At 67.7% G+C, this 26,470-nt stretch carries 31 protein-coding genes; 19 read left to right on the top strand and 12 right to left on the bottom strand.

The window, feature by feature from the left end; translation table 11 throughout:
- Positions 1-30 precede the first annotated feature (30 nt).
- The 3 genes from NRB20_RS33765 to NRB20_RS33755 all read right to left on the bottom strand — a co-directional run bounded on the left by NRB20_RS33765 (position 31) and on the right by NRB20_RS33755 (position 4,197).
- Entirely contained in the window at positions 31-2,001 is a 1,971-nt protein-coding gene (locus NRB20_RS33765; RefSeq protein ID WP_153415469.1) for a neutral/alkaline ceramidase, read from the bottom strand.
- A gap of 103 nt (positions 2,002-2,104) precedes the next feature.
- Entirely contained in the window at positions 2,105-2,671 is a 567-nt protein-coding gene (locus NRB20_RS33760; protein WP_153415468.1) for a nicotinamidase, read from the bottom strand.
- 215 nt (positions 2,672-2,886) lie between these two features.
- Positions 2,887-4,197, bottom strand: coding sequence for a nicotinate phosphoribosyltransferase (locus NRB20_RS33755; protein WP_319945741.1), 1,311 nt, complete (start codon positions 4,195-4,197; stop codon positions 2,887-2,889).
- Positions 4,198-4,396: 199 nt separating this feature from the next.
- Between NRB20_RS33755 and clpS the strand changes: the two genes are divergently transcribed.
- The 11 genes from clpS to NRB20_RS33700 all read left to right on the top strand — a co-directional run bounded on the left by clpS (position 4,397) and on the right by NRB20_RS33700 (position 11,132).
- Positions 4,397-4,687, top strand: coding sequence for an ATP-dependent Clp protease adapter ClpS (gene clpS / locus NRB20_RS33750; RefSeq protein WP_153415493.1), 291 nt, complete (start codon positions 4,397-4,399; stop codon positions 4,685-4,687).
- A 22-nt stretch (positions 4,688-4,709) separates the two neighbouring features.
- On the top strand, positions 4,710-5,279 hold the full coding sequence (gene aosR, locus NRB20_RS33745; protein WP_319945751.1) for an oxidative stress transcriptional regulator AosR: 570 nt from the start codon (positions 4,710-4,712) through the stop codon (positions 5,277-5,279).
- A gap of 204 nt (positions 5,280-5,483) precedes the next feature.
- On the top strand, positions 5,484-5,906 hold the full coding sequence (locus tag NRB20_RS33740) for a M67 family metallopeptidase (RefSeq protein ID WP_319945740.1): 423 nt from the start codon (positions 5,484-5,486) through the stop codon (positions 5,904-5,906).
- Positions 5,907-5,967: 61 nt separating this feature from the next.
- Positions 5,968-6,246 (top strand): MoaD/ThiS family protein, encoded by a 279-nt coding sequence (locus NRB20_RS33735; RefSeq protein WP_153415464.1) that lies wholly within the window; start codon positions 5,968-5,970, stop codon positions 6,244-6,246.
- Between the two features lie 6 nt (positions 6,247-6,252).
- Complete coding sequence (locus tag NRB20_RS33730; RefSeq protein ID WP_319945739.1) at positions 6,253-7,215, top strand: PLP-dependent cysteine synthase family protein; 963 nt, start codon at positions 6,253-6,255, stop codon at positions 7,213-7,215.
- Between the two features lie 341 nt (positions 7,216-7,556).
- A complete protein-coding gene (locus tag NRB20_RS33725; RefSeq protein WP_227834125.1) occupies positions 7,557-8,249 on the top strand; it encodes a rhomboid family intramembrane serine protease in 693 nt (230 codons plus the stop codon).
- Between the two features lie 72 nt (positions 8,250-8,321).
- Entirely contained in the window at positions 8,322-9,086 is a 765-nt protein-coding gene (locus tag NRB20_RS33720) for a cyclic nucleotide-degrading phosphodiesterase (RefSeq protein WP_153415463.1), read from the top strand.
- A gap of 95 nt (positions 9,087-9,181) precedes the next feature.
- Complete coding sequence (gene rph / locus NRB20_RS33715; protein WP_319945738.1) at positions 9,182-9,946, top strand: ribonuclease PH; 765 nt, start codon at positions 9,182-9,184, stop codon at positions 9,944-9,946.
- The gene (locus NRB20_RS33710) at positions 9,946-10,551 is read left to right on the top strand and encodes a non-canonical purine NTP pyrophosphatase (RefSeq protein WP_319945737.1); all 606 of its coding nucleotides are present in this window, start codon (positions 9,946-9,948) and stop codon (positions 10,549-10,551) included. Before rph ends, NRB20_RS33710 begins: the two co-directional genes overlap by 1 nt.
- A gap of 57 nt (positions 10,552-10,608) precedes the next feature.
- Entirely contained in the window at positions 10,609-10,872 is a 264-nt protein-coding gene (locus tag NRB20_RS33705) for a type II toxin-antitoxin system Phd/YefM family antitoxin (protein ID WP_067900677.1), read from the top strand.
- Positions 10,869-11,132 carry a Txe/YoeB family addiction module toxin gene (locus NRB20_RS33700; RefSeq protein ID WP_153415462.1) on the top strand — a complete coding sequence of 88 codons (264 nt, stop codon included), beginning with the start codon at positions 10,869-10,871 and terminating at the stop codon, positions 11,130-11,132. The genes NRB20_RS33705 and NRB20_RS33700 overlap by 4 nt, the downstream gene beginning before the upstream one ends.
- A 6-nt stretch (positions 11,133-11,138) precedes the next feature.
- Here NRB20_RS33700 and NRB20_RS33695 read toward each other — a convergent pair whose 3' ends face one another.
- The 3 genes from NRB20_RS33695 to NRB20_RS33685 form a co-directional block, all read right to left on the bottom strand.
- Entirely contained in the window at positions 11,139-11,516 is a 378-nt protein-coding gene (locus NRB20_RS33695) for a DUF3817 domain-containing protein (protein WP_153415461.1), read from the bottom strand.
- Positions 11,513-11,959 carry a transcriptional regulator gene (locus NRB20_RS33690; protein ID WP_319945736.1) on the bottom strand — a complete coding sequence of 149 codons (447 nt, stop codon included), beginning with the start codon at positions 11,957-11,959 and terminating at the stop codon, positions 11,513-11,515. The genes NRB20_RS33695 and NRB20_RS33690 overlap by 4 nt, the downstream gene beginning before the upstream one ends.
- Before the next feature lie 61 nt (positions 11,960-12,020).
- Positions 12,021-12,896, bottom strand: coding sequence for an oxidoreductase (locus tag NRB20_RS33685; RefSeq protein WP_153415460.1), 876 nt, complete (start codon positions 12,894-12,896; stop codon positions 12,021-12,023).
- Between the two features lie 195 nt (positions 12,897-13,091).
- Here NRB20_RS33685 and NRB20_RS33680 point away from each other — a divergent pair, with 195 nt between their 5' ends.
- The gene (locus NRB20_RS33680; RefSeq protein WP_153415459.1) at positions 13,092-15,125 is read left to right on the top strand and encodes an MDR family MFS transporter; all 2,034 of its coding nucleotides are present in this window, start codon (positions 13,092-13,094) and stop codon (positions 15,123-15,125) included.
- A gap of 69 nt (positions 15,126-15,194) precedes the next feature.
- On the opposite strand, the gene NRB20_RS33675 is transcribed toward NRB20_RS33680, so the two are convergent.
- From NRB20_RS33675 to NRB20_RS33665, 3 genes are all read right to left on the bottom strand, one after another.
- On the bottom strand, positions 15,195-16,403 hold the full coding sequence (locus tag NRB20_RS33675) for an FAD-dependent oxidoreductase (RefSeq protein ID WP_153415458.1): 1,209 nt from the start codon (positions 16,401-16,403) through the stop codon (positions 15,195-15,197).
- Between the two features lie 196 nt (positions 16,404-16,599).
- Positions 16,600-17,262 carry a PadR family transcriptional regulator gene (locus NRB20_RS33670; protein ID WP_153415457.1) on the bottom strand — a complete coding sequence of 221 codons (663 nt, stop codon included), beginning with the start codon at positions 17,260-17,262 and terminating at the stop codon, positions 16,600-16,602.
- Between the two features lie 76 nt (positions 17,263-17,338).
- Positions 17,339-17,872, bottom strand: coding sequence for a TetR/AcrR family transcriptional regulator (locus NRB20_RS33665; RefSeq protein ID WP_153415456.1), 534 nt, complete (start codon positions 17,870-17,872; stop codon positions 17,339-17,341).
- A gap of 134 nt (positions 17,873-18,006) precedes the next feature.
- On the opposite strand from NRB20_RS33665, the gene NRB20_RS33660 reads away from it, so the two are divergent.
- Positions 18,007-18,741 (top strand): methyltransferase domain-containing protein, encoded by a 735-nt coding sequence (locus NRB20_RS33660; protein WP_153415455.1) that lies wholly within the window; start codon positions 18,007-18,009, stop codon positions 18,739-18,741.
- A 57-nt stretch (positions 18,742-18,798) separates the two neighbouring features.
- Complete coding sequence (locus tag NRB20_RS33655; protein ID WP_319945735.1) at positions 18,799-19,713, top strand: LysR family transcriptional regulator; 915 nt, start codon at positions 18,799-18,801, stop codon at positions 19,711-19,713.
- On the opposite strand, the gene NRB20_RS33650 is transcribed toward NRB20_RS33655, so the two are convergent.
- Complete coding sequence (locus NRB20_RS33650) at positions 19,657-20,511, bottom strand: MmyB family transcriptional regulator (RefSeq protein ID WP_153415454.1); 855 nt, start codon at positions 20,509-20,511, stop codon at positions 19,657-19,659. The two genes, NRB20_RS33655 and NRB20_RS33650, sit on opposite strands and share 57 nt — an antisense overlap.
- Before the next feature lie 283 nt (positions 20,512-20,794).
- Here NRB20_RS33650 and NRB20_RS33645 point away from each other — a divergent pair, with 283 nt between their 5' ends.
- The 4 genes from NRB20_RS33645 to NRB20_RS33630 all read left to right on the top strand — a co-directional run bounded on the left by NRB20_RS33645 (position 20,795) and on the right by NRB20_RS33630 (position 23,415).
- Positions 20,795-21,409 carry an NAD-dependent epimerase/dehydratase family protein gene (locus NRB20_RS33645; RefSeq protein ID WP_319945734.1) on the top strand — a complete coding sequence of 205 codons (615 nt, stop codon included), beginning with the start codon at positions 20,795-20,797 and terminating at the stop codon, positions 21,407-21,409.
- 101 nt (positions 21,410-21,510) lie between these two features.
- Positions 21,511-21,912, top strand: a complete 402-nt coding sequence (locus NRB20_RS33640; protein WP_153415453.1) for a nitroreductase/quinone reductase family protein — start codon at positions 21,511-21,513, stop codon at positions 21,910-21,912.
- A gap of 118 nt (positions 21,913-22,030) precedes the next feature.
- A complete protein-coding gene (locus NRB20_RS37770; protein ID WP_194290103.1) occupies positions 22,031-22,687 on the top strand; it encodes a hypothetical protein in 657 nt (218 codons plus the stop codon).
- An 80-nt stretch (positions 22,688-22,767) separates the two neighbouring features.
- Positions 22,768-23,415, top strand: coding sequence for a pentapeptide repeat-containing protein (locus NRB20_RS33630; RefSeq protein ID WP_319945733.1), 648 nt, complete (start codon positions 22,768-22,770; stop codon positions 23,413-23,415).
- 13 nt (positions 23,416-23,428) lie between these two features.
- On the opposite strand, the gene yczE is transcribed toward NRB20_RS33630, so the two are convergent.
- Positions 23,429-24,052 (bottom strand): membrane protein YczE, encoded by a 624-nt coding sequence (yczE, locus tag NRB20_RS33625; RefSeq protein ID WP_153415452.1) that lies wholly within the window; start codon positions 24,050-24,052, stop codon positions 23,429-23,431.
- Between the two features lie 281 nt (positions 24,053-24,333).
- On the opposite strand from yczE, the gene trpS reads away from it, so the two are divergent.
- The gene (trpS, locus tag NRB20_RS33620) at positions 24,334-25,311 is read left to right on the top strand and encodes a tryptophan--tRNA ligase (protein ID WP_153415451.1); all 978 of its coding nucleotides are present in this window, start codon (positions 24,334-24,336) and stop codon (positions 25,309-25,311) included.
- A 148-nt stretch (positions 25,312-25,459) separates the two neighbouring features.
- Here the strand turns inward: trpS and NRB20_RS33615 are convergent, their stop codons facing one another.
- Positions 25,460-26,350, bottom strand: coding sequence for an AraC family transcriptional regulator (locus NRB20_RS33615; protein WP_319945732.1), 891 nt, complete (start codon positions 26,348-26,350; stop codon positions 25,460-25,462).
- Positions 26,351-26,470: the final 120 nt, after the last annotated feature.

Below are 26,470 nucleotides of genomic sequence, written 5' to 3'. Positions count from 1 at the left end.
CGGAGCGAAGCGGAGGCCGAAGACACAGCCTCAGCTGCTGACTTCGAATTCCTGCGTCGTGCCGGAGAACGGGATGCGTTCGCCGCTGTGGCTGGCGGAATCGCCGTAGTAGCGGATGCGGTAGCGGCCCTGGGGGGTGTCGGCGGGGCTGTTCCAGGTGATGGTCACCAGGGAGCTGGAGGCGGCGCCGCGGGTCCAGCGGAAGGTGGTGGACCAGTCGCCGTCGTCGGCGATGACGCGCCAGCGGCCGGATTCGTAGCGTTGCACCATCAGGTAGGTGCCGCCGCGGTGCAGGTCGCGGTTGGGGTGGGCGCCGGCGAATTCGGCGACGATCTTCTGGCCCGCGCGGTAGGAGCCCTCGGGTTCGGTGACGACGTCGCCGAAATGTTTGCCCCCGGGCGGAAAGTCCGGTGGCAGAGTGGTTTTCGTCGGTTTCGGCAGATCGGCCAGATCGGGGGCAGCGATCCCCGGCGAGACGGGCACCCCGTCGCGCATCGCGGTCGCCAGGCCGGCGGCCACCTGTTGCAGAGCGGGCAGCTCCCACCGTCCGAACAGCGTGCTCGCGCCCTCGTAGCGCTGCTCGTCGTACTCCTCGGGGGTGGTGATGTAGTGGATGTACGCGTTGGCGTACCCGGCGACCAGCACGTTCGGCAGTTCCGCCCCGACGATCTGCGCGACCGTGCGACGCAGCCGCAGACCGGCGGTGATGGTCACCTCGCCGGGGATGCCGATCAGGTACAACTCGCCGATCCGGATCAGCTGCACCGGCGCGATCTCCTGCACGTACGGTCCGCCGAAACGATTCAGCACACTGCTGGGCGCGACGATCGTCTTGGGCGCCTGCGCGTCCCGCAGCTTCGCGCCGAAGCGGTACGCGAGCTTGGACATCCAGTCCCACAAGGGATTACGGCCCTCGTGGAAGGTCTTCCAATTGGTCGGCCCGTCGAAGGCCGCACCGGCCAGCGCCGACGCGCCCGCGGCGGGCTTACCGGTGCGGTGCTCACTGCCGTCGCCGGTGAACTCCGCGGACACCGTCATCGCGGACAGGTCGACGTGGATCAACCGGCAGTCGATGTCCCCGGCCATGCGCGCCATGTACCCGTCGGAGAGTTTCGCCGCGGCCTCGTACTGGCGGGTGCCGATGATCCGGGTGTTCTCGACTTCGTCGTTGGTCGGGCCGTGGCCGGGCGCGCCGTCCAGATTCGGCGAGACGTCACCGGCGTTGGTCTGCGCGAACGCGGCGACGAAATCCGGATCCTCCGAATCCATCAGATAGTCCACACCCTCGACGACGCGCTCCCAGTGATACGCGGCGTACCCCTTGTTGTCGCCGCTGATCAGCGTGTTGCGGTTGGTCATCGAGGTGTTGTGCGCGGCGAACCAGTCGATCGCGCCGACCGGCTCACCGTCCCGGTCGATGCGCAGCAGGGTGGTCTGCGGATCGATGGCGTCGGGGAAGAAGTCCTTGTCCGCCTGGGGATTTCGATCGAACGCGGCCCGCGACCGGTTGACGCTCGCATCCCGCAGTTCGCCGTGCGCCAACCGGATCGTGGCCGGGGCCAGATCCTCGTGCGCGCGCTCGACCGCCTCCACGATGCCCTCGACGATCGCGCGGAACGTCGCGGGCCGGAACCCGTCGGTGGTCTTGTTGTAGAGCGTGTGATGCGAATAGCCGCCCGGCCCGCAGTGCGTGTGCGTGGCGGTGATCATCACATTGGATTCGTGATAGGTGTCGCCGAACCGTCCCGCGAGGCGGCGCAGCACCTCCTGGGTGATGCTGGAGAAGATCAGCGGCAGATCGTTGACGATCAGCAGCACCCGGCGATCGGTGATCGGATCGGCGAATACGAAAGCGCGCGAACGCAATCGGGTGTGGATACCGGTGCTCTTCTGATCGGCCATGCCGTATCCGAGCATCCCTGCCTCGGCCGGTTCGCCGGTGATATCGGCGATCGCGCGCCCGACCCGATGTCGGTCGGTCGAGTAGTTGGTGTCGGACATGACCTCGTCTTCCGTAGTGTTGGAACCGGTCCGCGGACCCCGTCCAGTCTTCAACACCGTCAAACTAGTCGTGCGAGGGGCTACCCGCAGAGCGAATGCCCACTCATGGTTCGGCGTGTCCGGCGAGTTCGATTCCGGCGGTGCGCATCTGCGTCAGCGCGGTCGCGGCGGTGTCGGGGGAGACCGCGGCGGTCAGATCCAGCAGGACGCGGGTGTGCAGGCCCGCCGCGCGGGCGTCCAGGGCGGTGGCGCGCACGCAGTGGTCGGTGGCGATGCCGCAGACGTCGACCGAGTCGATTCCCTTGGCGCGCAACCAATCCGCGAGTGAGGCGCCCGTCTCTGCGCTGCCCTCGAAACCCGAATACGCGGCGGTGTAGGCGCCTTTGGAGAAGACCTCCTCGATCGGCGCGGTGTCCAGATCCGGATGGAAGTCCGCGCCGGGCGTGCCGACGCGGCAGTGCGGCGGCCAGCTGTCGACGTAGTCCGGATCCTCGGAGAAGTGCGCGCCGGGATCGATGTGGTAGTCGCGTGTCGCCACGATCGCGTCGTATTCGCTCGCGCCGAGGTACGCGCTGATCCGCCCGGCGACCGCGGCCCCGCCCGCGACCGCGAGCGATCCGCCCTCGCAGAAATCGTTCTGCACATCCACGACGATGAGTGCCCTGGTCATCTCTCGCACCTCGATTTCGCTGCCGGTACCGGATGCTCCGGCCCGGAGGTCCGCCCGGCCGGGGTGTGTCCGGCCGCAGTATCGAACCTAGCGCGGCGGCACCCTGCCACGCAGGGGGTGCGAGACCCTGATGCGACACACGCATGTCGGGTGAGTGCGGGCCGGGCCCGGTGACTTCGGGTCGATCCTGGCGGCTGCCGGTCGGGCCGGGATTCCTACAGGAAGGTGGTCGGGATCGCCGGTTCGCCGGGGGAGAGCTTGAGCCCCTCCCAGGGCAGGCTGACCAGCCCGCGTGCGACCAGGTCGCGACTGTCCGCGAGCGCCGGGCGGTCGTCGAGGATCTTGCCGCCGCGCACCATGGGGGTGAGCAGTTCGCGGACCTCGAAACCGTCGGTGTCCGGTGCGGGACCCGCTGCGGGATAGACGATCTCCTCCACGATCGTGCCCGTGCGCCGGGACAGCCGCACCGCGCGTTTGGTGCCGCCGCGGGACTCCTTGTGACTGCTGCGCTTGGCCACCGGAACGCCTTCGACCTCGACGAGTTTGTAGACCATCCCGGCGGTCGGCGCGCCCGAGCCGGTGACCAGGGAGGTGCCCACGCCGTACGCGTCGACCGGTTCCGCGCGCAGGGCGGCGATCGCGTACTCGTCCAGATCGCCGGAGACCACGATGCGGGTGCGGGTCGCGCCGAGGGCGTCGAGCTGATCGCGCACCTGCCGCGCCAGCACGCCCAGATCGCCGGAATCGATTCGCACACCGCCCAATTCGGGCCCGGCCACCTCGATCGCGGTGGCCACGCCCTGGGTGATGTCGAACGTGTCCACCAGCAGCGTCGTGCCCACGCCCAACGCCTCGATCTGACTGCGGAACGCCGCGGCCTCGTGCGAACCGTCCGAACCGCTGTGCAGCAGCGTGAACGCGTGCGCGCTGGTGCCCGCGCCGGGAACGTCGTAGCGGCGCACCGCTTCCAGATTCGACGTCGCGTCGAAGCCGGCCAGATAGGCCGCCCGCGCACTGGCCGGCGCGGCCAGCTCGTGGGTGCGCCGCGAACCCATCTCGATCATCCGCCGCCCGCCCGCGGCGCTGACCATCCGCGCCGCGGCGGACGCGATCGCGCTGTCGTGGTTGAGAATCGACAGGATCAGCGTCTCGAGGATCACGCATTCGGCGAAACTGCCGCGCACCGACACGATCGGCGAACCCGGGAAATACAGGTCGCCCTCGCGGTATCCGTCGATATCGCCGCGGAACTCGTAATCGCGCAACCAGTTCAGCGTGGCGGCGTCGAGGAATTTCTCCGCGACCGCCAGTTCCGGTTCGCGGAAACGAAATTCGCTCAGCGCGTCCAGCATTCGCCCGATGCCCGCGGCCACACCGTATCGGCGGCCGTGCGGCAATCGTCGCGCGAATACCTCGAAGGTGCATTGCCGATGCGCCGATCCGTCGGCCAGCGCGGCCGCGAGCATGGTGAGTTCGTACTGGTCGGTCAGCAGCGCGGTGCTGGTTGCGACATGTGCGGTATCCACGTCGTCACTGTAGACAACGAACGCGTCGCGGATCGCGCCGCGAGGGCCCCGGAAACGACGTCGGTCGGGTGTTGTTTCTCCGGTGCCGAGTCGTACGCTGAGGGTTATGGGCTTGTGCATGAAGGACGCCGTCCGGGTCGCCGCCGATACGGGCGGAGCGAGCGCGACGGTGGCGCACACGGCGGGCCCGGGGGTGCTGATGGCGGGCCAGGCCGTTCCCGAGGCGATCGAGGCCACCGAGATCCTCGAGGCGGAGGATCGGCCGTGGGTGACGGTCGTCTGGGACGACCCGGTGAATCTGATGCATTACGTCACCTACATCTTCCAGAAGCTCTTCGGGTACAGCAAAGGCAAGGCAACCGAATTGATGTTGCAGGTGCACAACGAGGGAAAGGCGGTGGTCTCCTCGGGCTCGCGGGACCGGATGGAACATGACGTGCAGCGTCTGCACGCCGCGGGCCTCTGGGCGACCATGCAACGTGACGAATGAGACGGGCGACTACCGTGAACCCGTGCGCAAGTGGAGCAGAAAGAACTCGCTGAGCGGGCTCAAGCTGCGGTCGGAGATGGACGCGCGGGAGGCCGAGGTGCTGCGCTCGCTGGTCGGGGCGGTCACCGGGCTGCTGACCGAACGGGCCTCTTCCGGTCCCGACGACGAATTGGCCCAGCTGACCGGGTTACGCATCGGCAACGCCACACCCCCCGAGGATCCCCGGCTCGCGCGCCTGCTGCCGGACTTCCACCGTCCCGAGGCCGGGTCCCCCGACGCCGATCGCGCCGATCTCAACAGCGCGCTGCGCGGTCTGCACGAGCCGGACATCATCGATCGGAAGGTGGCCGCGGGCTCGGTGGTGCTGGACACGCTGCCCGAGCGCGGCGGCAAGATCCTGCTGACCCCCGAACAGGCCGACTCCTGGCTCAACGCCCTCAACGATGTGCGGCTGGCCCTGGGCACGGCCATCGGCATCGACGCCGACACGCCCGACCGGCTGCACCCGGACGATCCGCGCGCCCCGCATCTGGACGTCTATCACTGGCTAACCTGGATGCAGGACTCGCTGCTGCGGGCGCTGGCCCCCTGATATCCCGCCGCGAATTCCCGATTCGAATCTCACTGCGCGAAAGTATTGACAGCTCCCGCGACCACCACATTTCCCGGGACGTCGCGGGAAATGCGGGGGCTGCGGGGCCGGAGCGGGGAATAGCCGAATATTCTCGACCGTTGAGGACAGCGTTCCGGCCCCGCGCTGCGGAATTCGCCGGGCGTGAACGGAAGGATGCGACAGGTGCTGGTGATCAAGGCCGAACTCGTGGACGCGATGGTGGCGCACGCGCGCGCCGATCATCCGGACGAGGCGTGCGGCATCATCGCCGGGCCCGAGGGTTCGGATCGTCCCGAACGGTTCGTCGCGATGATCAACGCCGAACGTTCGCCGACCTTCTACCGTTTCGACTCCGGTGAGCATTTCCGGGTGTGGCGCGAGCTGGACGATCGCGATGAGGAGGCCGTCGTGGTCTACCACTCGCACACCGGGACCGAGGCGTACCCGAGCCGCACCGACATCTCGTTGGCCTCCGAGCCGAACGCCCACTACGTGCTGATCTCCACCCGCGATCCCGAGCGGCACGAACTGCGCAGTTACCGGATCCTCGACGGTGAGGTCGCCGAGGAACCCGTCCGGATCGTGCCGGACTACGCCGCTTCGTGAGCGAGTTCGCTCGCGAGTCATGTATGCAGCCGTCCCGACCAGGAAGAACAAGGAGTCACCCATGTCGGTAACCGTGTCCATCCCGACCATCATGCGTCCGCTCACCGGAGGTGAGAAGCGGGTGCAGGCCACCGGCGCGACGCTCGCCGCGGTGATCGATGATCTCGAGGCCAACCACGCCGGCCTGCGCGAGCGGCTGCTCAAGGACGGCAAGCTGAACCGGTACGTCAACATCTACGTCGACGACGAGGATGTGCGTTTCACCGGCGGTCTCGCGGCCGAGGTGCCCGAGGGCGGCACCGTGACGATCCTGCCGGCGGTCGCCGGCGGCGCGCGCTGAATTCCCGTGGCGCGCTACGAATCCCTGATCGAGACCCTCGGTAATACACCGCTGGTGGGTCTGCGCACGTTGTCGCCGCAGTGGGACGGCGACGATCACGTGCGGTTGTGGGCCAAACTCGAGGACCGCAATCCGACCGGTTCCATCAAGGACCGGCCCGCGCTGAAGATGATCGAACAGGCCGAGGCGCGGGGGCTGCTGCGGCCCGGTTGCACGATTCTCGAGCCGACCAGCGGCAATACCGGTATCTCGCTGGCCATGGCGGCCAAGCTCAAGGGTTATCAGCTGGTGTGCGTGATGCCGGAGAACACCTCGGTGGAACGGCGTCAGCTGCTGACCATGTTCGGCGCGCGGATCATCGATTCGCCCGCGGCCGGTGGTTCGAATCAGGCTGTGGCACTGGCGAAGAAGATCGCCGCGGAGAATTCCGAATGGGTGATGCTGTATCAGTACGGCAATCCCGCCAACGCCCTGGCGCATTACGAGGGCACCGGGCCGGAGATTCTCGCCGATCTGCCGGAGATCACGCATTTCGTGGCCGGGCTGGGCACCACCGGAACCCTGATGGGGACGGGACGTTATCTGCGCGAACAGGTTTCCGATATCGATATCGTCGCCGCCGAACCGCGCTACGGCGAACTCGTCTACGGGCTGCGCAATCTGGAGGAGGGATTCGTTCCCGAACTCTACGACGAATCCGTACTCACCTCGCGTTTCTCGGTCGGGCCGTACGACGCGGTGCGCCGCACGCGCGAATTGGTGTTGCAGGAAGGGATTTTCGCGGGGATCTCCACCGGCGCGATCCTGCATGCCGCGCTCGGGGTGGCCGCGAAGGCGCGTAAGGCGGGTGAACGCGCGGATATCGCGTTCGTGGTGGCCGACGGCGGGTGGAAATATCTGTCGACCGGCGCTTACGACGGAACTCTGGAAGAGGCCGAGGACAAACTCGAAGGCCAGCTCTGGGCCTGAGCTTTTGGCCTCCGCTTCGCTCCGGCAGGTTTTCGGCGCCCGTGTGGCTCGTCGTTCACCCCTCGAGACTCGGCCTCCGGCCATGCGCTTCGAGGGCTGAACGACGAGCCGCGCCGAAAACCCTTGGAGTTGGCCTTGCTGAGCCTTTCGCTTCGCGGGCAACTTCCAGCCGGACGGAGATGATTCGCCGCTGGGCGCGTCGGTGGTTGCGTCCCGAAGTCGAGGCTTCGGTGGGTGTGGGTTGTCGGAGGTGGTCAGTACTCTCGTAGTAGTGGGGTCCGGTTTCCGAACCGTCCGGCCGTCGCCGGGGTGTATCGGTCCTCGCTAGGAGGTGAGGTCCGATGGCCGCGGGGATGGGATCGTCGTTCGATCCGGATCGGATCGCGTCCGTGCGCGCGCAGCTGGACAAGGCGTCCGGGGCCGGGTCGCGGGTGGCCACCAGGCAGTTGTGGACGCGGGCGATCGCGCTCACGGTCGGGTTCGTCGCGCTGCTGTACGTCATCGAGGGGATCGATGTGCTCGCGGGGCACGATCTCGATCAGGCGGGGATCCGGCCGCGCAGTGCCGAGGGGCTCGAGGGGGTGGCGTTCGCGCCGCTGCTGCATGCCAATTGGGCGCATCTGATGGGCAATACGTTGCCGGTGATCGTGCTCGGACTACTCACCCTGCTCACCGGAATCGGGCGGGGGCTGGGGGCGACGGCGATCATCTGGGTGGTCAGCGGACTGGGGGCCTGGTTGATCAGCCCGTCGGGCACGACCACGGTCGGTGCGTCGGGGCTGGTGTTCGGGTGGCTGCTGTATCTGATCTCGCGGGGGCTGTTCACGCGCAACCTCTGGCAGATCGGGTTGGGGGTGGTCGTCGGGCTGCTGTACGGCGGAATTCTGTGGGGTGCACTACCCGGACAAGCCGGAATCTCGTGGCAAGCCCATCTTTTCGGCGCGTTGGGTGGACTGATCGCCGGTTGGGTACTCTCCGGTAATGAACGTCGTCAACGTCGCGGGGATAGTGTCGGCCGCCCCGCCTCGCCGTGACGGCTGTGGACCCCGGCCGACGAGTTGGGGGATCCCCTCTTGACCAGTAGTGCAGCGTGGGAGCATGGGGGAATGCGCCTTACCGTCATCGGGTGCTCGGGCAGTGTGTCCGGCCCGGATTCCCCCGCCTCCGGATATCTGCTGACCGGCCCGGAGATGACTCCGACGGTGATCGACTTCGGTCCCGGCGTGCTGGGCGCATTGCAGCGGCACCTGGATCCGGGTGAGGTCGACATCTTCCTGACCCATCTGCACGCCGACCACTGCCTGGATCTGCCGGGTCTGCTGGTGTGGCGGCGGTACCACCCGAATCCGCCCAGCGGCCGGGCGATCGTGCGCGGCCCCTCGGACGCGCCGGTCCGGATCGGCAACGCCTCGGCCGAGGTCGGCGGGGAATGCGACGACTGGTCCGATGTGATCGATATGCGGGCCTGGACCGAAGGCGAGCAGATCACCTTCGGCCCCGGGCACACCCTCACCGCGCGCCGGATGTACCACCCGCCGGAGTCCTACGGGCTGCGGATCACCACCGCGGCCGGACGCACCCTGGTCTACACCGGGGACACCGCGCTGTGCCCGGCGGTGTTCGAACTCGCGCAGGGTGCGGACGTGCTGCTGGCCGAGGCGTCCTGGACGCACGATCCGGGCAATCGTCCCGAGGGCATCCACCTGTCCGGCACCGAGGCCGGGATGGTCGCCGCCCAGGCCGGGGTGGGTGAGCTGTTGTTGACCCACATTCCGCCGTGGACCTCGCGCGAGGACGTCATCGCGGAGGCGAAGGCGCAGTTCACCGGTCCGGTGCACGCGGTCTCGCCCGGTGAGGTCTTCGATATCTAGGACTCGCCCCGAGTGCAGTGCCGTCCGGGCTCTCGGCGGGAGAGATTCGGGGGGAGCGCGGATTTGGTGAACGCCTACCACTAGGCTGCTGGCTTGTGTCGAGACGAGCCGATGGCAGGGCGGACGATGAGCTCCGCGAGGTCCGCATCACCCGGGGATTCACCAGTCACCCCGCGGGGTCGGTGCTGGTGGAGTTCGGGCAGACGCGGGTGATGTGCACCGCGAGCGTCACCGACGGGGTGCCGCCGTGGCGCCGGGACTCCGGATTGGGCTGGCTCACAGCCGAATACGCGATGTTGCCCGCGGCCACGCACACCCGCAGCGGGCGCGAGTCGGTGAAGGGCAAGGTCGGCGGTCGCACCCAGGAGATCAGCCGGTTGGTCGGGCGCTCGCTGCGCGCCTGCATCGACCTGGCCGCGATCGGGGAGAACACCATCGCCATCGACTGCGACGTGTTGCAGGCCGACGGTGGCACCCGCACCGCCGCGATCACCGGCGCCTATGTCGCGCTGTCCGACGCGGTGACCTATCTGGCGGCGGCCGGACGCCTGGCCGACCCGCAGCCCATCTCGTGCATGATCGCCGCGGTGAGCGTCGGCGTGGTCGACGGCCGGGTCCGGCTGGATCTGCCGTACGAGGAGGATTCGCGCGCCGAGGTCGATATGAACGTGGTCGCCACCGACACCGGCACCCTGGTCGAGATCCAGGGCACCGGCGAGGGCGCGACGTTCCCGCGCTCCACCCTGGACAAGCTGCTCGATTCCGCGCTGGCCGGCTGTGAACAGCTGTTCGCCGTGCAGAAGGAAGCGCTGGCCCTGCCGTATCCGGGCGTGCTGCCCGAGCCGGAGAAGAGGAAGTAGTGGCGCGCCGGGTACTGGTCGCCAGCCGCAACGCCAAGAAGCTCGGTGAGTTGCGCCGGATCCTGGCCGAGGCCGGTGTCGAGGGCCTCGAGATCATCGGCCTGGACGAGGTGCCCCCCTACGAGGAGGCCCCCGAAACCGGTGCGACCTTCCAGGAGAACGCCCTGGCCAAGGCCCGCGACGGCGCCGCGGCCACCGGATTGGCCTGTGTCGCGGACGATTCCGGCATCGCCGTGGACGCCCTGAACGGCATGCCCGGCGTCCTGTCCGCCCGCTGGTCCGGCCGCCACGGCGACGACCCCGCCAACAACGACCTGCTCCTGGGCCAACTCGCCGACGTCCCCGACGAACGCCGCGGCGCGCGGTTCGTCTCGGCCTGCGCCCTGGTCGCCGACGGCCGCGAGATCGTCGAGATCGGCGAATGGCCCGGCCGCATCGCCCGAAAGCCTTCCGGCACAGGCGGTTTCGGCTACGACCCGCTCTTCGTCCCCGACGGCGACACCATCTCCGCCGCCGAACTCACCCCGGCCGAAAAAGACGCCGCCTCCCACCGCGGCCGCGCCCTGCGCGCCCTACTCCCGGCCCTGTCCGCCCTCGCGCAGTAGTCGGATCTTCCTCACCCCTACCTCCATATGTACAATATTATGTACATGGAGGTGGACATGAAGATCATGACGATGTCGGAGTCCAGAGCTGCCTACGCGGCCACGCTCGATGCGGTGATCAACGATCAGGAGGAGGTCGTGATCACCCGTCCGGGCGGGGAAAATGTCGTGATGATTCCGCAGCGTGAATACGAATCATTGCGTGAGACAGCCTATTTGCTGTCCAGCGCTGCCAATGCCCGCATCCTCACCCGCCGTATCGCGGAACTGCGCGATGGCGTCGGCGAGCGTCACGAGTTGCTCGAGGACGAGGCCGAATGAGGAAGGTCACCTTCCACCCCGAGGCATGGGAAGAGTATCTGTATCGGCAGCGTGAGGATCGTCAGATTCTCCGGCGCATCAATCAATTGGTGGCCGATACGTGCCGCAACGGGAACGAAGGCATCGGGAAGCCCGAGCCGCTACGAGGCGATCTCAGCGGATTCTGGTCCAGGCGAATCAACCATGAGCATCGCTTGGTGTACACCATCACTGCGGACGACATGGTGATCGTCGCTTGCAGATTTCACTACGGGCGTTGATTCGGGTCAGAAGTTGTACTTCTCCTTGACCTGCTTGGCGTTGGTGTGTTCGACGAAGAAGGACAGGAGGGGGATGGTGCCCGCCAGGAGGGTGCCGATGGTGCGGCCCACGGGCCAGCGGACCTTGACGGCCAGGTCGGCGGTGACGATGAGGTAGACGAAGTAGACCCAGCCGTGGACCACCGCGATCCAGTTGGGGGTGTGCACGTCGAAGCCGTATTTGGCGATCATCTCCGCGCAGAGCAGCAGGAGCCAGGTGCCGGTCGCCCAGGCCAGGACGCGGTAGCGCAGGAAGGCGGGGCGGACCTTCGCGGCCGAGGCGCCGGGGGCGGCGGACGGGGCCGGGGTTGCCGTGGTGGTTTCGACGTTCTCGCTGGCGCTCAACCGGCGCTCCTCTCGGTCTCGCGGGCGTCCAGCCCGGCCGCACGCATCTGCTCGTGCAGGTCCTGGGCGTGCAGATCGGCCAGGTACCTGTTGTAATCGGCGAGCACCGGATCCTGGGTGCGCCGCGCCGCCGGGGCCGGCGTGCGTCGCTCGGGCAGGATGCCGTCCGGAATCTCGCGCTGCACAGCGGGTTTCACGATCGTGGGCCGCTCGGACCCGGGATCGCCGGGTTCATCGGTCTCGCGTTCGAGACGGACGAAGCGCACGTAGGCGAACACCACGAAGCCGGCGAACAGCGGCCACTGCAACGCGTAGCCGAGGTTCTGCCCGGTTCCGGTCCCGGATTGGAATCGTCCCCACTGCCACCAGCCCAGCGCCAGGCAGGTCAGCGCCGCGACGATCACCAGGATGATCAGAGCGGGACGGCGGTGCGGAGCGGACACGGCTACCACGGTACTCGTCTACTACACGTTCCGTAGGGGCAGGTCCGCTCCGCGGGAGCGCTCAGAACGCGTAGTGCACGCCGGTGAGCCGTTCGGATTCCTCCCACAACCGGCGGTGCAGGTCGCGGTCCTCGGACAATTTGCTCGACGGCGACGCCACGACCGGACCCTGACTGCCGAACAGCCGGTTCGGACCCCAGTACTGGTTCGGGTCGATATCGGGCATGGTCGCGGCGAACAGGCTCGAATGCGCGGCGCGGGCGGGGGAGTGCCCGATCAGCGCGATCGCCGGTTTGGCCACCTTGTCCACCAGGGTTTCGGTGCGGGTGAACAGGTCGGTCGCCGACACCCCCGGATGCACCGCGTAGGAGCGTTTGGCCGATCCGGCCGCGCTGAGGCGACGCTGCAATTCGCGGGCGAACATCAGGTTCGACAGCTTGGACTGGGCGTAGGCCAGATTGCGCTGATAACGGCGATGCTCGTAGTTCAGGTCGTCGATCCACAGCTTGGGTGTCTGGCGGTGCGCGATGCTGGCCAGGGTCACCACCCGGTCGCGGACCCGGTCCAGCAGCAGTCCGGTCAGCGCGAAATGGCCGAGATGGTTGACGCCCCACTGGGTTTCGAATCCGTCCCGGGTGCGCGAGAACGGGATGTTCATCAGCCCGGCGTTGTTGATCAGCACATCGAATTCGCCGGTGTGCGCGGCGAATTCGCGGACCGAGGACAGATCGGCCAGATCCAGCGCCGCGACCGTGACCTCGCCCTCGATACCGTCGGCGACGCGCTGGGCGGTGGTGGTGTTGCGGCAGGCCATGATCACCCTGGCCCCGTTGGCGGCCAGCACGGCCGTGGTGTGCTTGCCGATGCCGCCGTTCGCGCCCGTGATGACGAAGGTGCGTCCGGTCAGATCGGGAATTTCGCTGGGCTTCCAGGCCATTGCGCGGACCTTTGCTGGTGTGGGCGTGCGGGCAGCGGCGCTGCCCCGCCAGCAATCTTACTCAGCGGTAAGTTCGGTGGGAAGTATCGGCGCCCGGCGTGGTGATGTGTGCCGAATGATTGCTACAACGCGGTCGGGCGGGCCGTATTTCGTGTCCTGCCCCGGTAGTGGCCGGTCCCGGCACATACTGAGCTAATGACCGGTGTCACAGCAGTCGCCGACGCGCCCGCTCCCGTGAGCCATACCCGCGCCAATGTCGTGTTCATCACAGTCGTACTCGGCATGCTCATGGCCGCACTCGACCAGACCATCGTGTCCACCGCGCTGCCCACCATCGTGGCCGACCTCGGCGGTTCGGGACATATGGCCTGGGTGGTCACGTCCTATCTGCTGGCCGAGGCCGTCGCGACCGCGCTGGCCGGCAAGTTCGGCGACCTGTTCGGACGCAAACTCGTCTTCCAGGTCAGCGGGCTGATCTTCATCGTCGGTTCGATGGTCGCCGGCTTGTCCAACGGCATGCTGCTGCTGATCATCGCCCGCGCCATCCAGGGCATCGGCGCGGGCGGGCTGATGGTGACCTCGATGGCGTTGATCGCCGACGTCATCCCGCTGCGGGACCGCGGAAAATACCAGGGCGCGCTGGGCGCGGTGTTCGGCGTCACCACCGTCGTGGGCCCGACGCTGGGCGGGCTGTTCACCGATCACGCGAGCTGGCGGTGGTGCTTCTACGTCAACGTTCCCATCGCGATCATCATGATCGTCGTCGCGGCGCGGGCGATTCCGTCGGTGCGCACGGTGCTGCGGCCGATCATCGACTACGCGGGCATCGCCCTGGTCGCGCTCGGGGTGAGCTGTCTGATCCTGGGGCTGGAATGGGGTGGGCAGCAGTACGCGTGGGGGTCGACCACGATCATCGGGCTGTTCGTCGCGGCGGCGATCCTGTTGACCGCGTTCGTCTTCGTGGAACTGCGCGCGGCCGAACCGATGCTGCCGATGCATCTGTTCCGCAGCAACGTCTTCACCGTCTGCTCGATCCTGTCGTTCATCGTCGGATTCGCGATGCTCGGTGCGATGACGTATCTGCCGTCCTATCTGCAATACGTCGACGGGGTGTCCGCGACGGTGTCCGGGGTGCGGACGTTGCCGATGGTGGTGGGGCTGTTCGTCACCTCGATCATCTCCGGACAGGTCGTCGGGCGGACCGGGCGCTACAAATACTTCCCGATCGCCGGGACCGCGGTCATGGCGCTCGGGCTGTATCTGATGTCGACGATGGGCCGCGGTACCGGCATCTGGCTCGAATCGCTGTACATGCTGATTCTGGGGATGGGGATCGGGTTGGCGATGCAGGTGCTGACCATCGTCGTGCAGAACACCGTGCCGTACGCGGATCTGGGCACCGCGACCTCCGGGGTGACGTTCTTCCGCACTCTCGGAAGTACTTTCGGCACAGCGATATTCGGCACGCTCTACAACAATCAGATCGGGACCAAACTGGCGGAGGCGCTGGCGCAGTCGCCCGGGGTGTCCCCGACGACCGCCGCGACGCCGCAGCTGTTGCGCAAACTGCCCGAGGCGCAGGCGGCTCCGATCATCGAGGCGTACGCGACCTCGATCGATTACGTGTTCCGCTGGGTGGTGCCGGTCGCGGTCGTGGGGTTCCTGATCGCGTGGCTGCTCAAGGAGATTCCGCTGCGCGACAGTATGCGGGCGGAGGCCTCGGACGTGGGCGGCGGATTCTCGGTGCCCGATACCGCGGATTCGGTGGCGCGCCTGGAATTCGCGCTGGCCAGTCTGATGCGCAAACTGCGCACCGACGAGTTGCCCGACCCGCTGATCCTGGCGGCCTCGGGCAGTTCGCTGACCAGGGATCAGGCGTGGGCGATCGGGCAGGTGCAGATGTTGCGCAGGGCGCGCGGGGAAGCCACCCTCGACGCCGTCGCCCGCGCGCACTGGATGCCGCCGGAGGTACTGGAACCGGTGTACGACAAGGCCGTTCGGCTCGGGATGATCGAATTCGACGGTCCGCGAATGCATCTCACCGAGGCGGGAGTGGCCGAATCGGATCGGATCAAGGCGGCCTGGCGCAGTTGGGTGTGCGGTCGGATCGATGATTGGGATTGTGCGAATCCGGCGGATCGGGCGTTGTTCGACAAGGCGCTGGACAATATCGCCACCAAACTGCTCGACGAGTCCGATCGGCCGGAGTTGCTCACCGCGCGGGTCTGAATACCTTTCGTACAACTTCCGGGCAACGGGATTTCCCGTCGCCCGGAAGTTGTTGTGGCACCGGATATTTCAGGCCGTGATCAGTTCGGCCTGCTCGTTCACCGGTGCGTCCCAATCGATCACGTAACTCTGCTCGCGGCGCATGGTCTCCTCGAGCTTCATCGCCTTGGCCGCCAACGGCATCAGCACCGGCATCATCCGGCGCATCACCGGACCCATCGTCTTACCGTGGTTGATCTTCGCCCCGCGCGCGGCGATCCGCTCCACGCGCGGCCGGCGGATCCGCTCGTAGGTCGCGAAAGCCGTTGCCGGATCGGCGAAGTCGCGCAGGCAGCGAGCCAGTTGCAGGGCCGACTCGATGGCCTGCGAAGCGCCCTGGCCGGTGCTGTTCGACGGGGCGTGCACCGCGTCGCCGACCAGGACCATCCGGCCGCGATACCAGTTCGGCACCGGCGGCATGATGTGCAGACCGCCGATGACGACCAACTCCTCCGGCGTGGTGTTGCGGGCGAATTCGCCGCCCGGGGTGTCCTGACCGTAGACCTCCCGCAGCGTTCGCAACCACTGCTCGTTGGGGATCTCCCGGGCCTGCGCGGCGCTCAGGTACTCCGGGTGCGGCAGATTCGCGCCCCAGCCGATCCGGCCGTCGGGCATCGCGCTGTACAGGTAGTACGCGTTCTTGCCGAAGGTGAAGTACATCGTGTCCGGCGGGACCTGCACCGAACATTCGACCGACGCGCCGAAGCCGAGCAGTCCGGTGTAGTTCGCTGCGGGCGCGTTCGGATCGATCAGCGTGCGGACCTGCGATTTGATGCCGTCGGCGCCGATCAGGATGTCGGCGGTGGCGCTGGTGCCGTCGGCGAAGTGCGCGGTGACGCCGTCGGCGTGCTCGTCGACCGAGACCAGGCGTTTGTCGTAGCTGAAATCGACCCCGGCGCAGACGGCGTGATCGTGCAGCGCCCGATGCAGATCGCTGCGTTCGACGATCTGCAACGCCTCCACGCCCGGCAGCGCGGGCATCTCGATCTGCTTGTGCCCCAACGACATCACCTGGTGGTGGATCGGCATCGAGACCCGGCGCACCGCGTCACCGGCGCCGATGACGTCCAGTGCGGCCAGGCCGTTGGCGGCGAAACCGAGGGTGCTGCCGATGTTGTAGGCCGGGCCCGGATACGCCTCGAACACGCGGCTCTCGATACCGGCCATGCGCAGCGCGGTGGCGGCGACCGGTCCGGCGATACCGCCGCCGATGATCAGTGCGGAACGAATTGCGGACATGAGTGTTCTCCCTGTGGATGGGTGGGTATGCCCGATCCGGATGTCGCGCGGGGAGCCCGGTTATCCTGAAGTTGCCAGACCTCGGGCCGGTTCGCCTGCGCGGATGCGGTTCGGGACGGTGAAGGGAATCGAGCTCGGGAAGGTGTTGCCGCACCTTTTCGGGCTCGTTTTCTGTTGTCGGACAGTGGTTTTCCGGTTATTCCGTGGTTTCGGTGGTCGGCTGGTAATCCCCCCTCTCCACCATGCCGGCGATCTCGTGCGGGTCGATGTTCTCGGCGTGCATCCGACGCCACCAGTCGACGTCCGGGAAGGTGCCGCCGGCGAGTTCCGCGCGCAGCCCGTCCACCCAGGCGACCTCGGCCTCGAGCATCGCGATGGTGAACTCGTTCTCGATCAGGAACAGGCGCGGGACGGTGCCGCGGACCTTGTCGACCTCGGCGCGGTCCACCGCGATCTGCCGGGTCAGGCGGTCGCTGCGCTGTTCGAGCAGGGCGATCACCTCGTCCGGGGGGATGATCGCGGCCACCGACAGGCCCGAGACGAACGGGTGGTGCACCGGCGCGGGGGTGCTGAGCAGCTCGCGGGTCCAGTCCTCGGTCTCGGCGCGACCGGCCGCGGTGAGCGCGTAGATGGTGCGCTCGGGGCGGGCGCCGTCGCGCTCGCTGCCGACGATCTCCAGGAAACCGTGCTTCTCCAGGTTCTGCACCACCGTGTAGAGCGAGCCCCATTTGACGTCCATATCGCGTTCCTTGCCGCGATTGCGCATCTTGGCCGCGATCTCGTAGCGGTGCATGGGGCCCTCGACCAGCGTGGCCAGCACGGCCAGGGCCAGGAGGTTGCCTACCTTCCGTCGCTTCATCGGAACTCCCTTCAATGCTCGTCTACGAATATACGTCTACGAGTATTCGTCAGCAAGTATTCGTTGGAGAGTAGTTTCAGGACAGTCCCGGACCGGCCAGCGACAGCAGGCGGCGGTAGGCGGAATCGGGCGGGGTCGGGTGTGCGGGATCGGTCACGGATTCGATCAGGCCGAGCAGGCCCCAGGACAGGAAGGCGACCGTATCGGCGAATTCGTCGTCGGGGAGGTCGAGATGGTGGGTCAGATGGGCCGAGAGGGTTTCGGCCACCATCTGCTGGGTGGCGCGGATCAGCACCGCGGGGCTGCGCGGGCCGAGCAACGCGCGGTAGAGCTCGGGATGGTCGGCCGCGAGGTGCAGCATGGTGTGCGCGGGGGCCAGCGGCGGGCCGGTGGCCGGGACCGCGTGGGCCACGGCGGTGCGCAGATATTCGGTGCTGCTGACCACGAGCAGGTCGTCCTTGTCGCGGAAGTGCGCGTAGAAGGTGGAGCGGCCCACGTCGGCGCGATCGATGATGTCCTGCACCGTGATTCGCGCGTAGCCGCGTTCGAGCATCAGCTCGATCAGGGCGCGGTGCAGCAGGTCCCGGGTGCGGCGGATGCGGCGGTCCATCGGTGTCTCCTGGTGCCTGGTGCTGCTCGGTGTGCCTGTTGTTGCCGGACAATTCCTGTCGATCCGTGCGGAATCGGACGGATCGGCGCATTTCGGTTCTGGTGCGGGACCGTGCTGCCTTCGATCCTGAACGCATGTCCCGAAACGTACAACTCCTTCCTGTCACCGTTTCCGATGATTCCGGGCTGTTGATCACCAGTCCGCGTCGTTACAACGTGCTGACGCAACTGCTCTTCGGTGGTCGGCATGCCCGGCTGCTGCGTGACATCGTGCACTCCAGCGGTGTCGCGCCCGGTGATCGGGCGCTTGATATCGGTTGTGGCCCAGGGAAACTGGTGGCCGCGCTGGGGGAGGCGGTCGGGTCCGGCGGTGCGGCCACCGGGGTGGATCCGTCCGCCGAGATGGTCGGGTACGCCCGCGCGCACGTCCGGGCGTCGAATTGTCGTTTCGAGTCGGGGGTGGCGCAGGCCCTGCCGTTCGGTGACGGTGAATTCGATGTTGTCACTTGCACATTCGTCATGCATCACATCGCGGCGGCGGGGCGGGACGAGGCGCTCGCGCAGATGTGGCGGGTGCTGCGGCCCGGTGGGCTGGTGCTGCTGGCGGACGCTCATCCGAGTGGGGTGATGCGGGCGGTGACCACCTTGATGGGGCGGCGTATGCCACCGGCGTCCGATGCGAAAGATGCTGTGGCGCAGACTGATTCTCTTTCCGAGATCGATGTGCGCAGGTACGCCGATGCTTTGCGCGCGGTGGGATTCTCGGCTCCGGATTTCACTGTGAGCAGGTATTCGGCGGGAATTCTCACCGCCCGTAAACCAGTGACGGCCGCTGGGAATGATGCGGCGCCGGCGGGGGTCGTTCAATAGACTTCGACCTGACGGCGCTGTGCGGTCGGCGCGGCGCGACGGGCCGAGGTGGCGGATGTGGTGGAGCGCGCGGGTGGGCTGGATCTGATTCAGCTGCGTACCTTTCTGGCGGTCTACCGGGCGGGGTCGGTGACGGCGGCGGCGCGGTTGGTCGGACTGTCCCAGCCGACGGTGACCGCGCAGCTGCAGATGCTCGAAAAATGTTTGGGGAGACAGCTTTTCGAACGTCTACCGCGCGGTGTGGCACCCACGGCGGCGGCCGAGGAACTGGCCGCGCGGTTGGCCGGGCCGATGGACGCGCTCGAGGCGGTAGCCGGGAACGCGACACACGCGGCGCGGGCCCAGCCGCCGGTGCGACTGGCCGGGCCCGCCGAGATGCTGGCCGCGCTGGCACTGCCCGCGCTCGCGCCGCTGATCGCCCGCGACGTGCGGCTCACGGTGACCACCGGCCTGGCCGAGGACCTGCTGGCCGGGCTGCGCACCGGTCAGTACGACCTGGTGGTCTCGGTGATCCGCCCGCGCGGGCGCACGGTGCAGGCCGAAGCGCTCATGGACGAGGAATTCGTACTGGTCGCCGCACCCGCCGTCGCCGCCCGGATCGATACGCGACAACTGCTGCGATCGGACCCCACCGCACTCGCCGCCGTCCCGCTGCTCAGCTACGCCACGGATCTGCCGATTCTGCGTCGCTACTGGCGGCACGTCTTCCATACCCGCCTCGACGCCGAACCGGCCGTCGTCGCGGCGGACCTGCGGGCACTGACCGCCTTGGTCGTCGCGGGCGCTGGAATCAGCGTCCTGCCCCGCTATCTGATTGCCGCACAACTGGATTCGGGCGAACTGACGGCCCTCCTGGACCCCGCGGACCCGCCGATCAACACCGCGTTCCTGGCCCGCCGTATCGGCGCGCCCGCATTACCGGATGTCGACGCGGTGAGCAACGCGCTGCTCGTCGCTGGCCGCGGCTGGTGATTCCGCGCGCTGTCGCAGGATGCGGGCGGTGGGTTCGTCGGCGGGGAGGAAGGCTTCGAGGTGGAGTTCGGCGAGGGTGATGTCGGTGGCGGTGGCGAAGGAGGTGAGGGTGGTGATCAGTTGCAGCTCACCGGAATCGGTGTGCAGGCGCAGGGGGACGGCGAAGCCGAGGTAGTCGGGGCCGGGGATGGTGGGCGGGAGGTAGCTCTCCAGTTCGGCGGTCAGGGCCTCGAGGTCGGGGTCGGGGCTGACGCGGGTGCGGTTGCGCAATGACTCGGTGACGTGGCGGCCCCATTCGGGCAGGTTGAGGACGCGGGGCGCGAGTCCTTCGGGGTGCAGGGCCAGGCGGCGCACGTTGATCGGCGGGCGCAGCAGTTCCGGGGAGCAGCCCTCGAGGAACAGGTCGAACGCGGAATTGGATTCGATCAGGACGCCGACGCGGTCGACGATCAGCGCGGGATAGGGCAGATGACCGCTCAGGATCTGCCGCAGGGCCGTGCGGACCGGTGCCAATTCCGTTGTGTCCATGGCGGATTCACCGAAGATGGGTGCGTAACCGGCCGCGACCAGCAGATCGTTGCGTTCGCGCAGGGACAACCGGAGCGATTCGGCCAGCCGCACCACCATCGCCCGGCCCGGCTGCGAGCGGCCCTGCTCGAGGAAACTCAGATGCCGCTGCGTGGTGTCGGCACGGATCGCCAGATCGAGCTGACTCCACCGCCGCCGCCCACGCCACCTGCGCAGCTCCCGCCCGAACGCGACCGCGGCCGGAACCGCGCTCGCCGAAACTGTGGTCATACCCTCATGATCGGCCTCGCGCGGTCGCCCTGCCATTCCCTCGAGGGAATCGCGTTCGAACTGGCGGGCCGGGGCAGCGGTGACGGTGACCTGGAAGTGGCGGTCGCGCGCCGACGGCAGTGTGGCGGGTTCGGGATTCGATGTGCTGAGGGTCGACGGGCAGGGCCGCATCCGCACCGACCACCAATTCGTGGGGCGGCGGGACACGCGGGAAACCGGTCGGCCACCACGGGGAATGTGCGAGCTGCGCCGTGGGGCCGGGGTGGTGGCTAGGGTGAGGTGGGTGAAGATCTTCCTGGCAGGTGCGAGTGGTGTGCTCGGTAGCCGATTGACGCCGATGCTGATCGCGGCCGGATGTCGGGTCGCGGGGATGACACGGTCGCCGGAGAAGGCCGAGATGCTTGCCGGGCTCGGCGCCGAACCGGTGGTGTGCGATGTATTCGACGCCGCGGGGCTCGAGCAGGCGGTGCGGGCGTACGCGCCCGATCTGGTGATGCATCAGCTCACCGACCTGCCCGACCGGGCCGAGGATCTGGCCGCCGGACGCGCCGCCAACGCGCGGATGCGTAAGGAGGGCACCGCCAACCTGATCGCCGCGGCGCAGGCGGCGGGTGCGAAACGCTTTGTGGCACAGAGTGTTGCGTGGGAGATGTCCGGAGAAGGCCAGGCGGCCAAGGAATTCCTGGAATCCGCGGTGCTCGGCCTCGGCGGCGTGGTGCTGCGATACGGCCAATTCTACGGTGCCGGAACGTATTACCCCGAGGGCGCGAAGCTGCCCGACCCGCCGCGCATCCACGTCGACGAGGCCGCCGCGCGGACCGTGCTCGGGCTCGATCTCGGCAGCGGGATCTACGCGTTGACCGAGGACGGGGGCTCGGATTTCACTCCGGTGAACTGAGTTTTCGCGCCGGTGAACCGAGTCTGTCGGGCTGTTTGCGGCGCGACATCCCGTGCGGAATCGGGCCCGCGCGGCGCACCCGGTCGCGGTACCGTCGACCCATGGTGAACGCCGACTTTCAACACCGCTGGGTGACCGCCTTCCAGCGCACCATCGGCAACCCGGTGGCGCGCCGCCTCCCGATCCAGACCCTGCTCGAGACCACCGGCCGGGTCAGCGGCCAGGCTCGCCGGACGCCCCTCGGCGGGGCCCGGCGCGGTGATTCGTTCTGGTTCGTGTCCGAATTCGGTACCCGATCCCAGTACATCCGCAACATCCAGGCCGACAACCGGGTGCGGGTGCGGCTGCGCGGGCACTGGTACACCGGGACCGCGCACCTGCTGCCCGAGGACGACGCCAAGGCCCGGATGCGCGAGCTGCCCCGGGCCAACAGCGCGGTCGTCGGGGCGGTCGGCACCGATCTGCTGACCGTGCGGGTCGATCTGGACACCGGCCGCGCCTAGGTCTCGATCCGAAACAGATTCGGATCCGACTCTCCACAGTGCGGTGATCTTCGTTAACGTGCCTGGTGAGTCAGTTTTCGGAGCTACGGTGCGAATTGGTGGACGGAAGGTCCCGATGATGGCTTCATCCGAAATCGGACAGGACGACGCCGAGCCGCCGGACGGCGAGCGCGGCGGAAAGTACATGGCGGTGGCCGCGGTCGCGGTCCTCGCGGTGGCGATCGTGGTCGGCGTGCTCGCGCTTCGTTCCGGGCAGGATGTGCGGTCCACGGCGGACGATGCGACGGTCACCACGAGTGCGGAGCCCGTGGTCCGGACCGACGGGGTGCCGGGGGCGGGGAAGCCGCATCAGGAGGGGGACGACTGTTCGCACGACTACATCTCCGCGCGCTGGCAGCAGCGTGACGGCCGGTGGGTGTGCGCGCCGCCGGGAATCATGAGCACGATCCATCGGGTCGGTGACGATTGTTCGCACGATGATCTGATCGCGCAGTGGGTGGTGGGACCGGGACCGGCGTGGTTGTGTCAGACGCAGCGGCGGATCACGACCGAGGCGCCCGTGCCCGTGGTGGTGCCGACCCGTCCGCACACCGTGCAGCAGGCCCCGGTGCGGGTGCCCACGCCCGAACCGGCTCCCGCGCCGGTTGTCACCCAGGCGCCCGCTCCGGCTCCGGTGCCCGCGCCACGTCCCGCGCCCGCTCCGGCTCCGGTGCTGCCGCAACTGCCGTTCCAGCTTCCGCAACTGCCGTTCCCGCTGCCGTTGCCGCCGCATTGAGCCGGCCGGATTCACCGCGGGTGCTGCCCGGTCGAAGTGCGATGACGAGCGTGTTGGGGTCGAAGTATTAGGGTGCTCGGGTGCCTCGTGAACTCGCCGAACTGTCGTATGCCCGGTTTCTGGAAGCGTTCGAGGGGGAGCTCGAGCCCGACTCGGATTACGAGAGTGTGCACATCGACGGCGGTGAGTTCGAGGATCTCGACGCGCGGGGCGTTCGGTTCACTCAGTCCGCGCTGACCACGGTCCAGATCACCGGGGGGACGTTCCGGTACGGCCGATTCGACGACGTGTGGTTGCGCGCGGTGCGTTGGATCGGCGCCAATCTGGGCCAGAGTGGTTGGCTGAACTCGGAATTCGTGGAATGCGCGCTGTCCGGGGTGGAGGCGGTGGGGGTGGGATTGCGCCGAATCCGTTTCGAGGGTTGCAAATTCGACTCGGTGAACCTGCGCAATGCCTCGGTGCAGGATGTGACGTTCAGTGATTGTGTGTTGCGGGACACCGATTTCGGTGAGGCGACATTGCGCCGGGTGAGTTTCCCGGGGACCCGGCTCGACGGGATCACCCTGCACGGCGCGAGTCTGCACGATGTCGACCTGCGTGGCGCGACGACGCTGGATCTCACCGCCGGAATCGATTCGCTGCGGGGTGCGATGGTGAGTACCCCGCAGTTGCTGGATCTCGCACCGGCTTTCGCGCGCGCCGCGGGGATCATCGTGCGCGACAACTGAATTCGCGGAACGATCAGGCGGGTGCCGGGATCGGTTCGGGGCGGGGTGCGGGGAAGCCGGGGAGAACGCGCCGCGTGAGGGGGATGAGCAGGTGAATCAGCGGACCGATGCCGAAGGCGTAGACGACCGTGCCGACCCCGACGCTGCCACCCAGTAGCCAGCCGGTCAGCAGGACGGTGGCCTCGATGCCGGTGCGGATCGGCCAGACGGACCAGCCGGTGCGGGCGACCAGGCCAGTCATCAGGCCATCGCGCGGGCCCGGACCCATACCCGCGCCGATGTAGAGCACGGTGGCGACGGCGTTGAGCGCGACGGCCGCGATCATCGCGACGATCTGGAGCGGCAGCGCGTGCGGATGCGGCAGCCAGCCCAGGGCGTTGTCCACCGCGACGGCGATCACCACGACATTGCTGAGCGTGCCCAGTCCGGGGCGCTGGCGCAGCGGAATCCAGGCCAGCAGCACCGCGATTCCGGTCAGCGCCGTGACGGTGCCGAAGCTGACCGGCAGGTGCCGGGCCAGGCCCTGATGGAAGACGTCCCACGGGTCCAGGCCGAGTCCGGCGCGGATCATGACGGCCATCGAGAATCCGTACAGCCACAGTCCGGTGTAGAGCGCGAGCAGGCGACGCAACAGCATGTACTCCAGCGTGACCGATCACTGGACCTTCGATACAGAGCCAATCGTGGATTACTGGCCTGGAAATTCCGGTCGCGGTAATGCGCTGGCTCCGGGCCGGTGCCGGCAGTACTCTGGCCGCATGCGGAACTGTGCGCGTCTTGCGTGGTGGCTGCCCTGACGGGCGGTCGCAGATTCCGTGTATCTCTTCGACACGGCCGCCCCGATCGGGCGGCCGTTCTCGTATGCGTGAGGCGGCGGTGGTCCGGCCGGGCGGCCCTCATCGCGAAAGGCAGAACATCATGTCCCGGCGTATCACCGGCTTCACCCCCTCGGGCGAGCTGCATCTCGGCAATTACTTCGGTGCGATCAAACCCCTTGTCGACCAACAGGTTCCGGACCGGAGCATCGTCTTCGTGTCGGATCTGCACGCGCTGACCCTCGAACACGATCCGGCCGAGGTGCGCAGGCGCACACTGGAATTCGCGACCGTGCTGCTGGCCGCCGGGGCGGATCCGGCGCGCAGCATATTCCTGGTGCAGTCGCACGTGCCCGAACACACCGAACTGCACTATCTGCTGGAAAGTGCGACCGGTTACGGCGAGGTGCGGCGGATGATCCAGTTCAAGGAGAAATCCCGGGACAGTGACCGGGTCCGGGTGTCGCTGCTGACCTATCCGGTGCTGATGGCCGCGGATATCCTGCTGTATCACGCCGGGGAGGTGCCGGTTGGTGCGGATCAACGGCAGCACGTCGAGTTGGCGCGCGATATCGCCACGCGTTTCAACGCCGCCTACGGTCCGGTGTTCACCGTGCCGCACATGGTGAATCCGCCGGTCGCCGCCCGCATCATGGACCTGTCCCGTCCCACGGCCAAGATGAGCAAATCGACCTCGTCGGGTGGGACGCTGCGGCTGCTCGACTCGCCGGATACGTTGCGTCGCACGGTGATGCGGGCGGTCACCGATCCCGGATCGGCAATCGAATACGACCCCGGCAATCGTCCCGGCATCGCCAACCTGCTGACCATCCTGGCCGCCTGCACCGGAGAGGATCCCGTCGACGCCGCTACGCGTTTCAGTGGTTACGCCCAGCTGAAACACGCGGTGGCCGACGCCGTTATCGCCACCACCGACCCGATTCGCCACCACTACGCCGAACTGAGCCACGACCCCGAGTCGGTACGGAAGATATTGCGGGACGGGGTAATTCGAGCTCGTCTGATCGCTTCCGACACCGTGTCCGCCGCCAAACAAGCCATCGGGCTGCTTCCTGCCTGACCTGGGGTGAGCGGTGCGTGCAGCGCCACTCGCCGTTCGAGCCACTGACGAGTGGCTGGTGTACGCGAGGCGCCGGTGAGCTCGGCGGGGTCCAGGTTGGCGTCCGAGTACATCCGCCGAACGCTCGGGGCGAGCTGTCCGTGTCGAATTATCCTGCCGCGGAACGGTATCTGCCCGGTGCCGTGCCGAATTCGCGTTTGAACGCCTTGGCGAAGGCGTACTCCGAGACGTAGCCGACGCGGGTCGCGACCGTGCGCAGCGGCAGGTCGGCCTCGCGTAACAGTCTGGCTGCCAAGGTCATTCGCCACCAGGTCAGATAGGTCTGGGGTGGTATGCCCAGGGTGGCGGTGAAACGTTGTGCGAAGGCCGATCTGGACAGTCCGGCCAGTTCGGCGAGGTCCCGGACCGTCCACGGGGAGGCCGGGTCGTGATGCATCGCCTGGAGGGCCGGGGCGAGGTCTGGATCACGCAGGGCCACGGCCCATCCGGTGTCGTCGTGGGTCGATCGGTCCTCGTGCCAGGCCCGCAGGATGTAGAGCAGCAGCACTTCGAGCAGGGGTGGGAGGACGCCGGGTGCGCCCGGGAGCGGGTCGGCGTCGAGTTCACGGCCGAGCAGATCGATCGCGCCGCGCAGGGTCGGATGACGGCCGACGCGGGCGGGCAGATGTACCACCTCGGGGAGTTCGGCCAGCAGGGGATGCATCCTGGATTGGTCGAGAAGGTATGCGCCGCACAGTAATACGGTGGTCGGATCGCCGATCGTGGGGATGTTCGCGTCGTTCTGGTCGCGCAGCGGGGTGTCGAGTGAGTCGGCGATGGCGTGGCCGAGCTCGCGCGGTATGAATGCCACGTCGCCGACCACCAGCCGGATCGGATCGCCCCGCGTCGGGATCAGCCAGCATGCGCCCTGTAGGACGACGTGGAATCCCGCGCCGCGTTGCGCCGGGAAACGGATACCCCAGGGTGCGCGCAGTTCGGTGCGACTGGAATGGGGTCGGCCGATGCGCATGGCAGCGACCGCGTCACTGAGAACGTCCACCGTCTCAGCGTACTCAGATATGCCATTGGTCCGGACGATCGGACATCTTTCCCGGACTTTCCGGCATGGATCATCCCTCTCGACGTTCATAGGGTCGTGATGTCGGCATTTCGGCCGACG

The sequence above is a fragment of the Nocardia macrotermitis genome, from assembly GCF_009604405.1.
In the GTDB taxonomy this organism is placed as follows: domain Bacteria; phylum Actinomycetota; class Actinomycetes; order Mycobacteriales; family Mycobacteriaceae; genus Nocardia; species Nocardia macrotermitis.
This window is presented reverse-complemented; position numbering and strand designations above follow the sequence as displayed.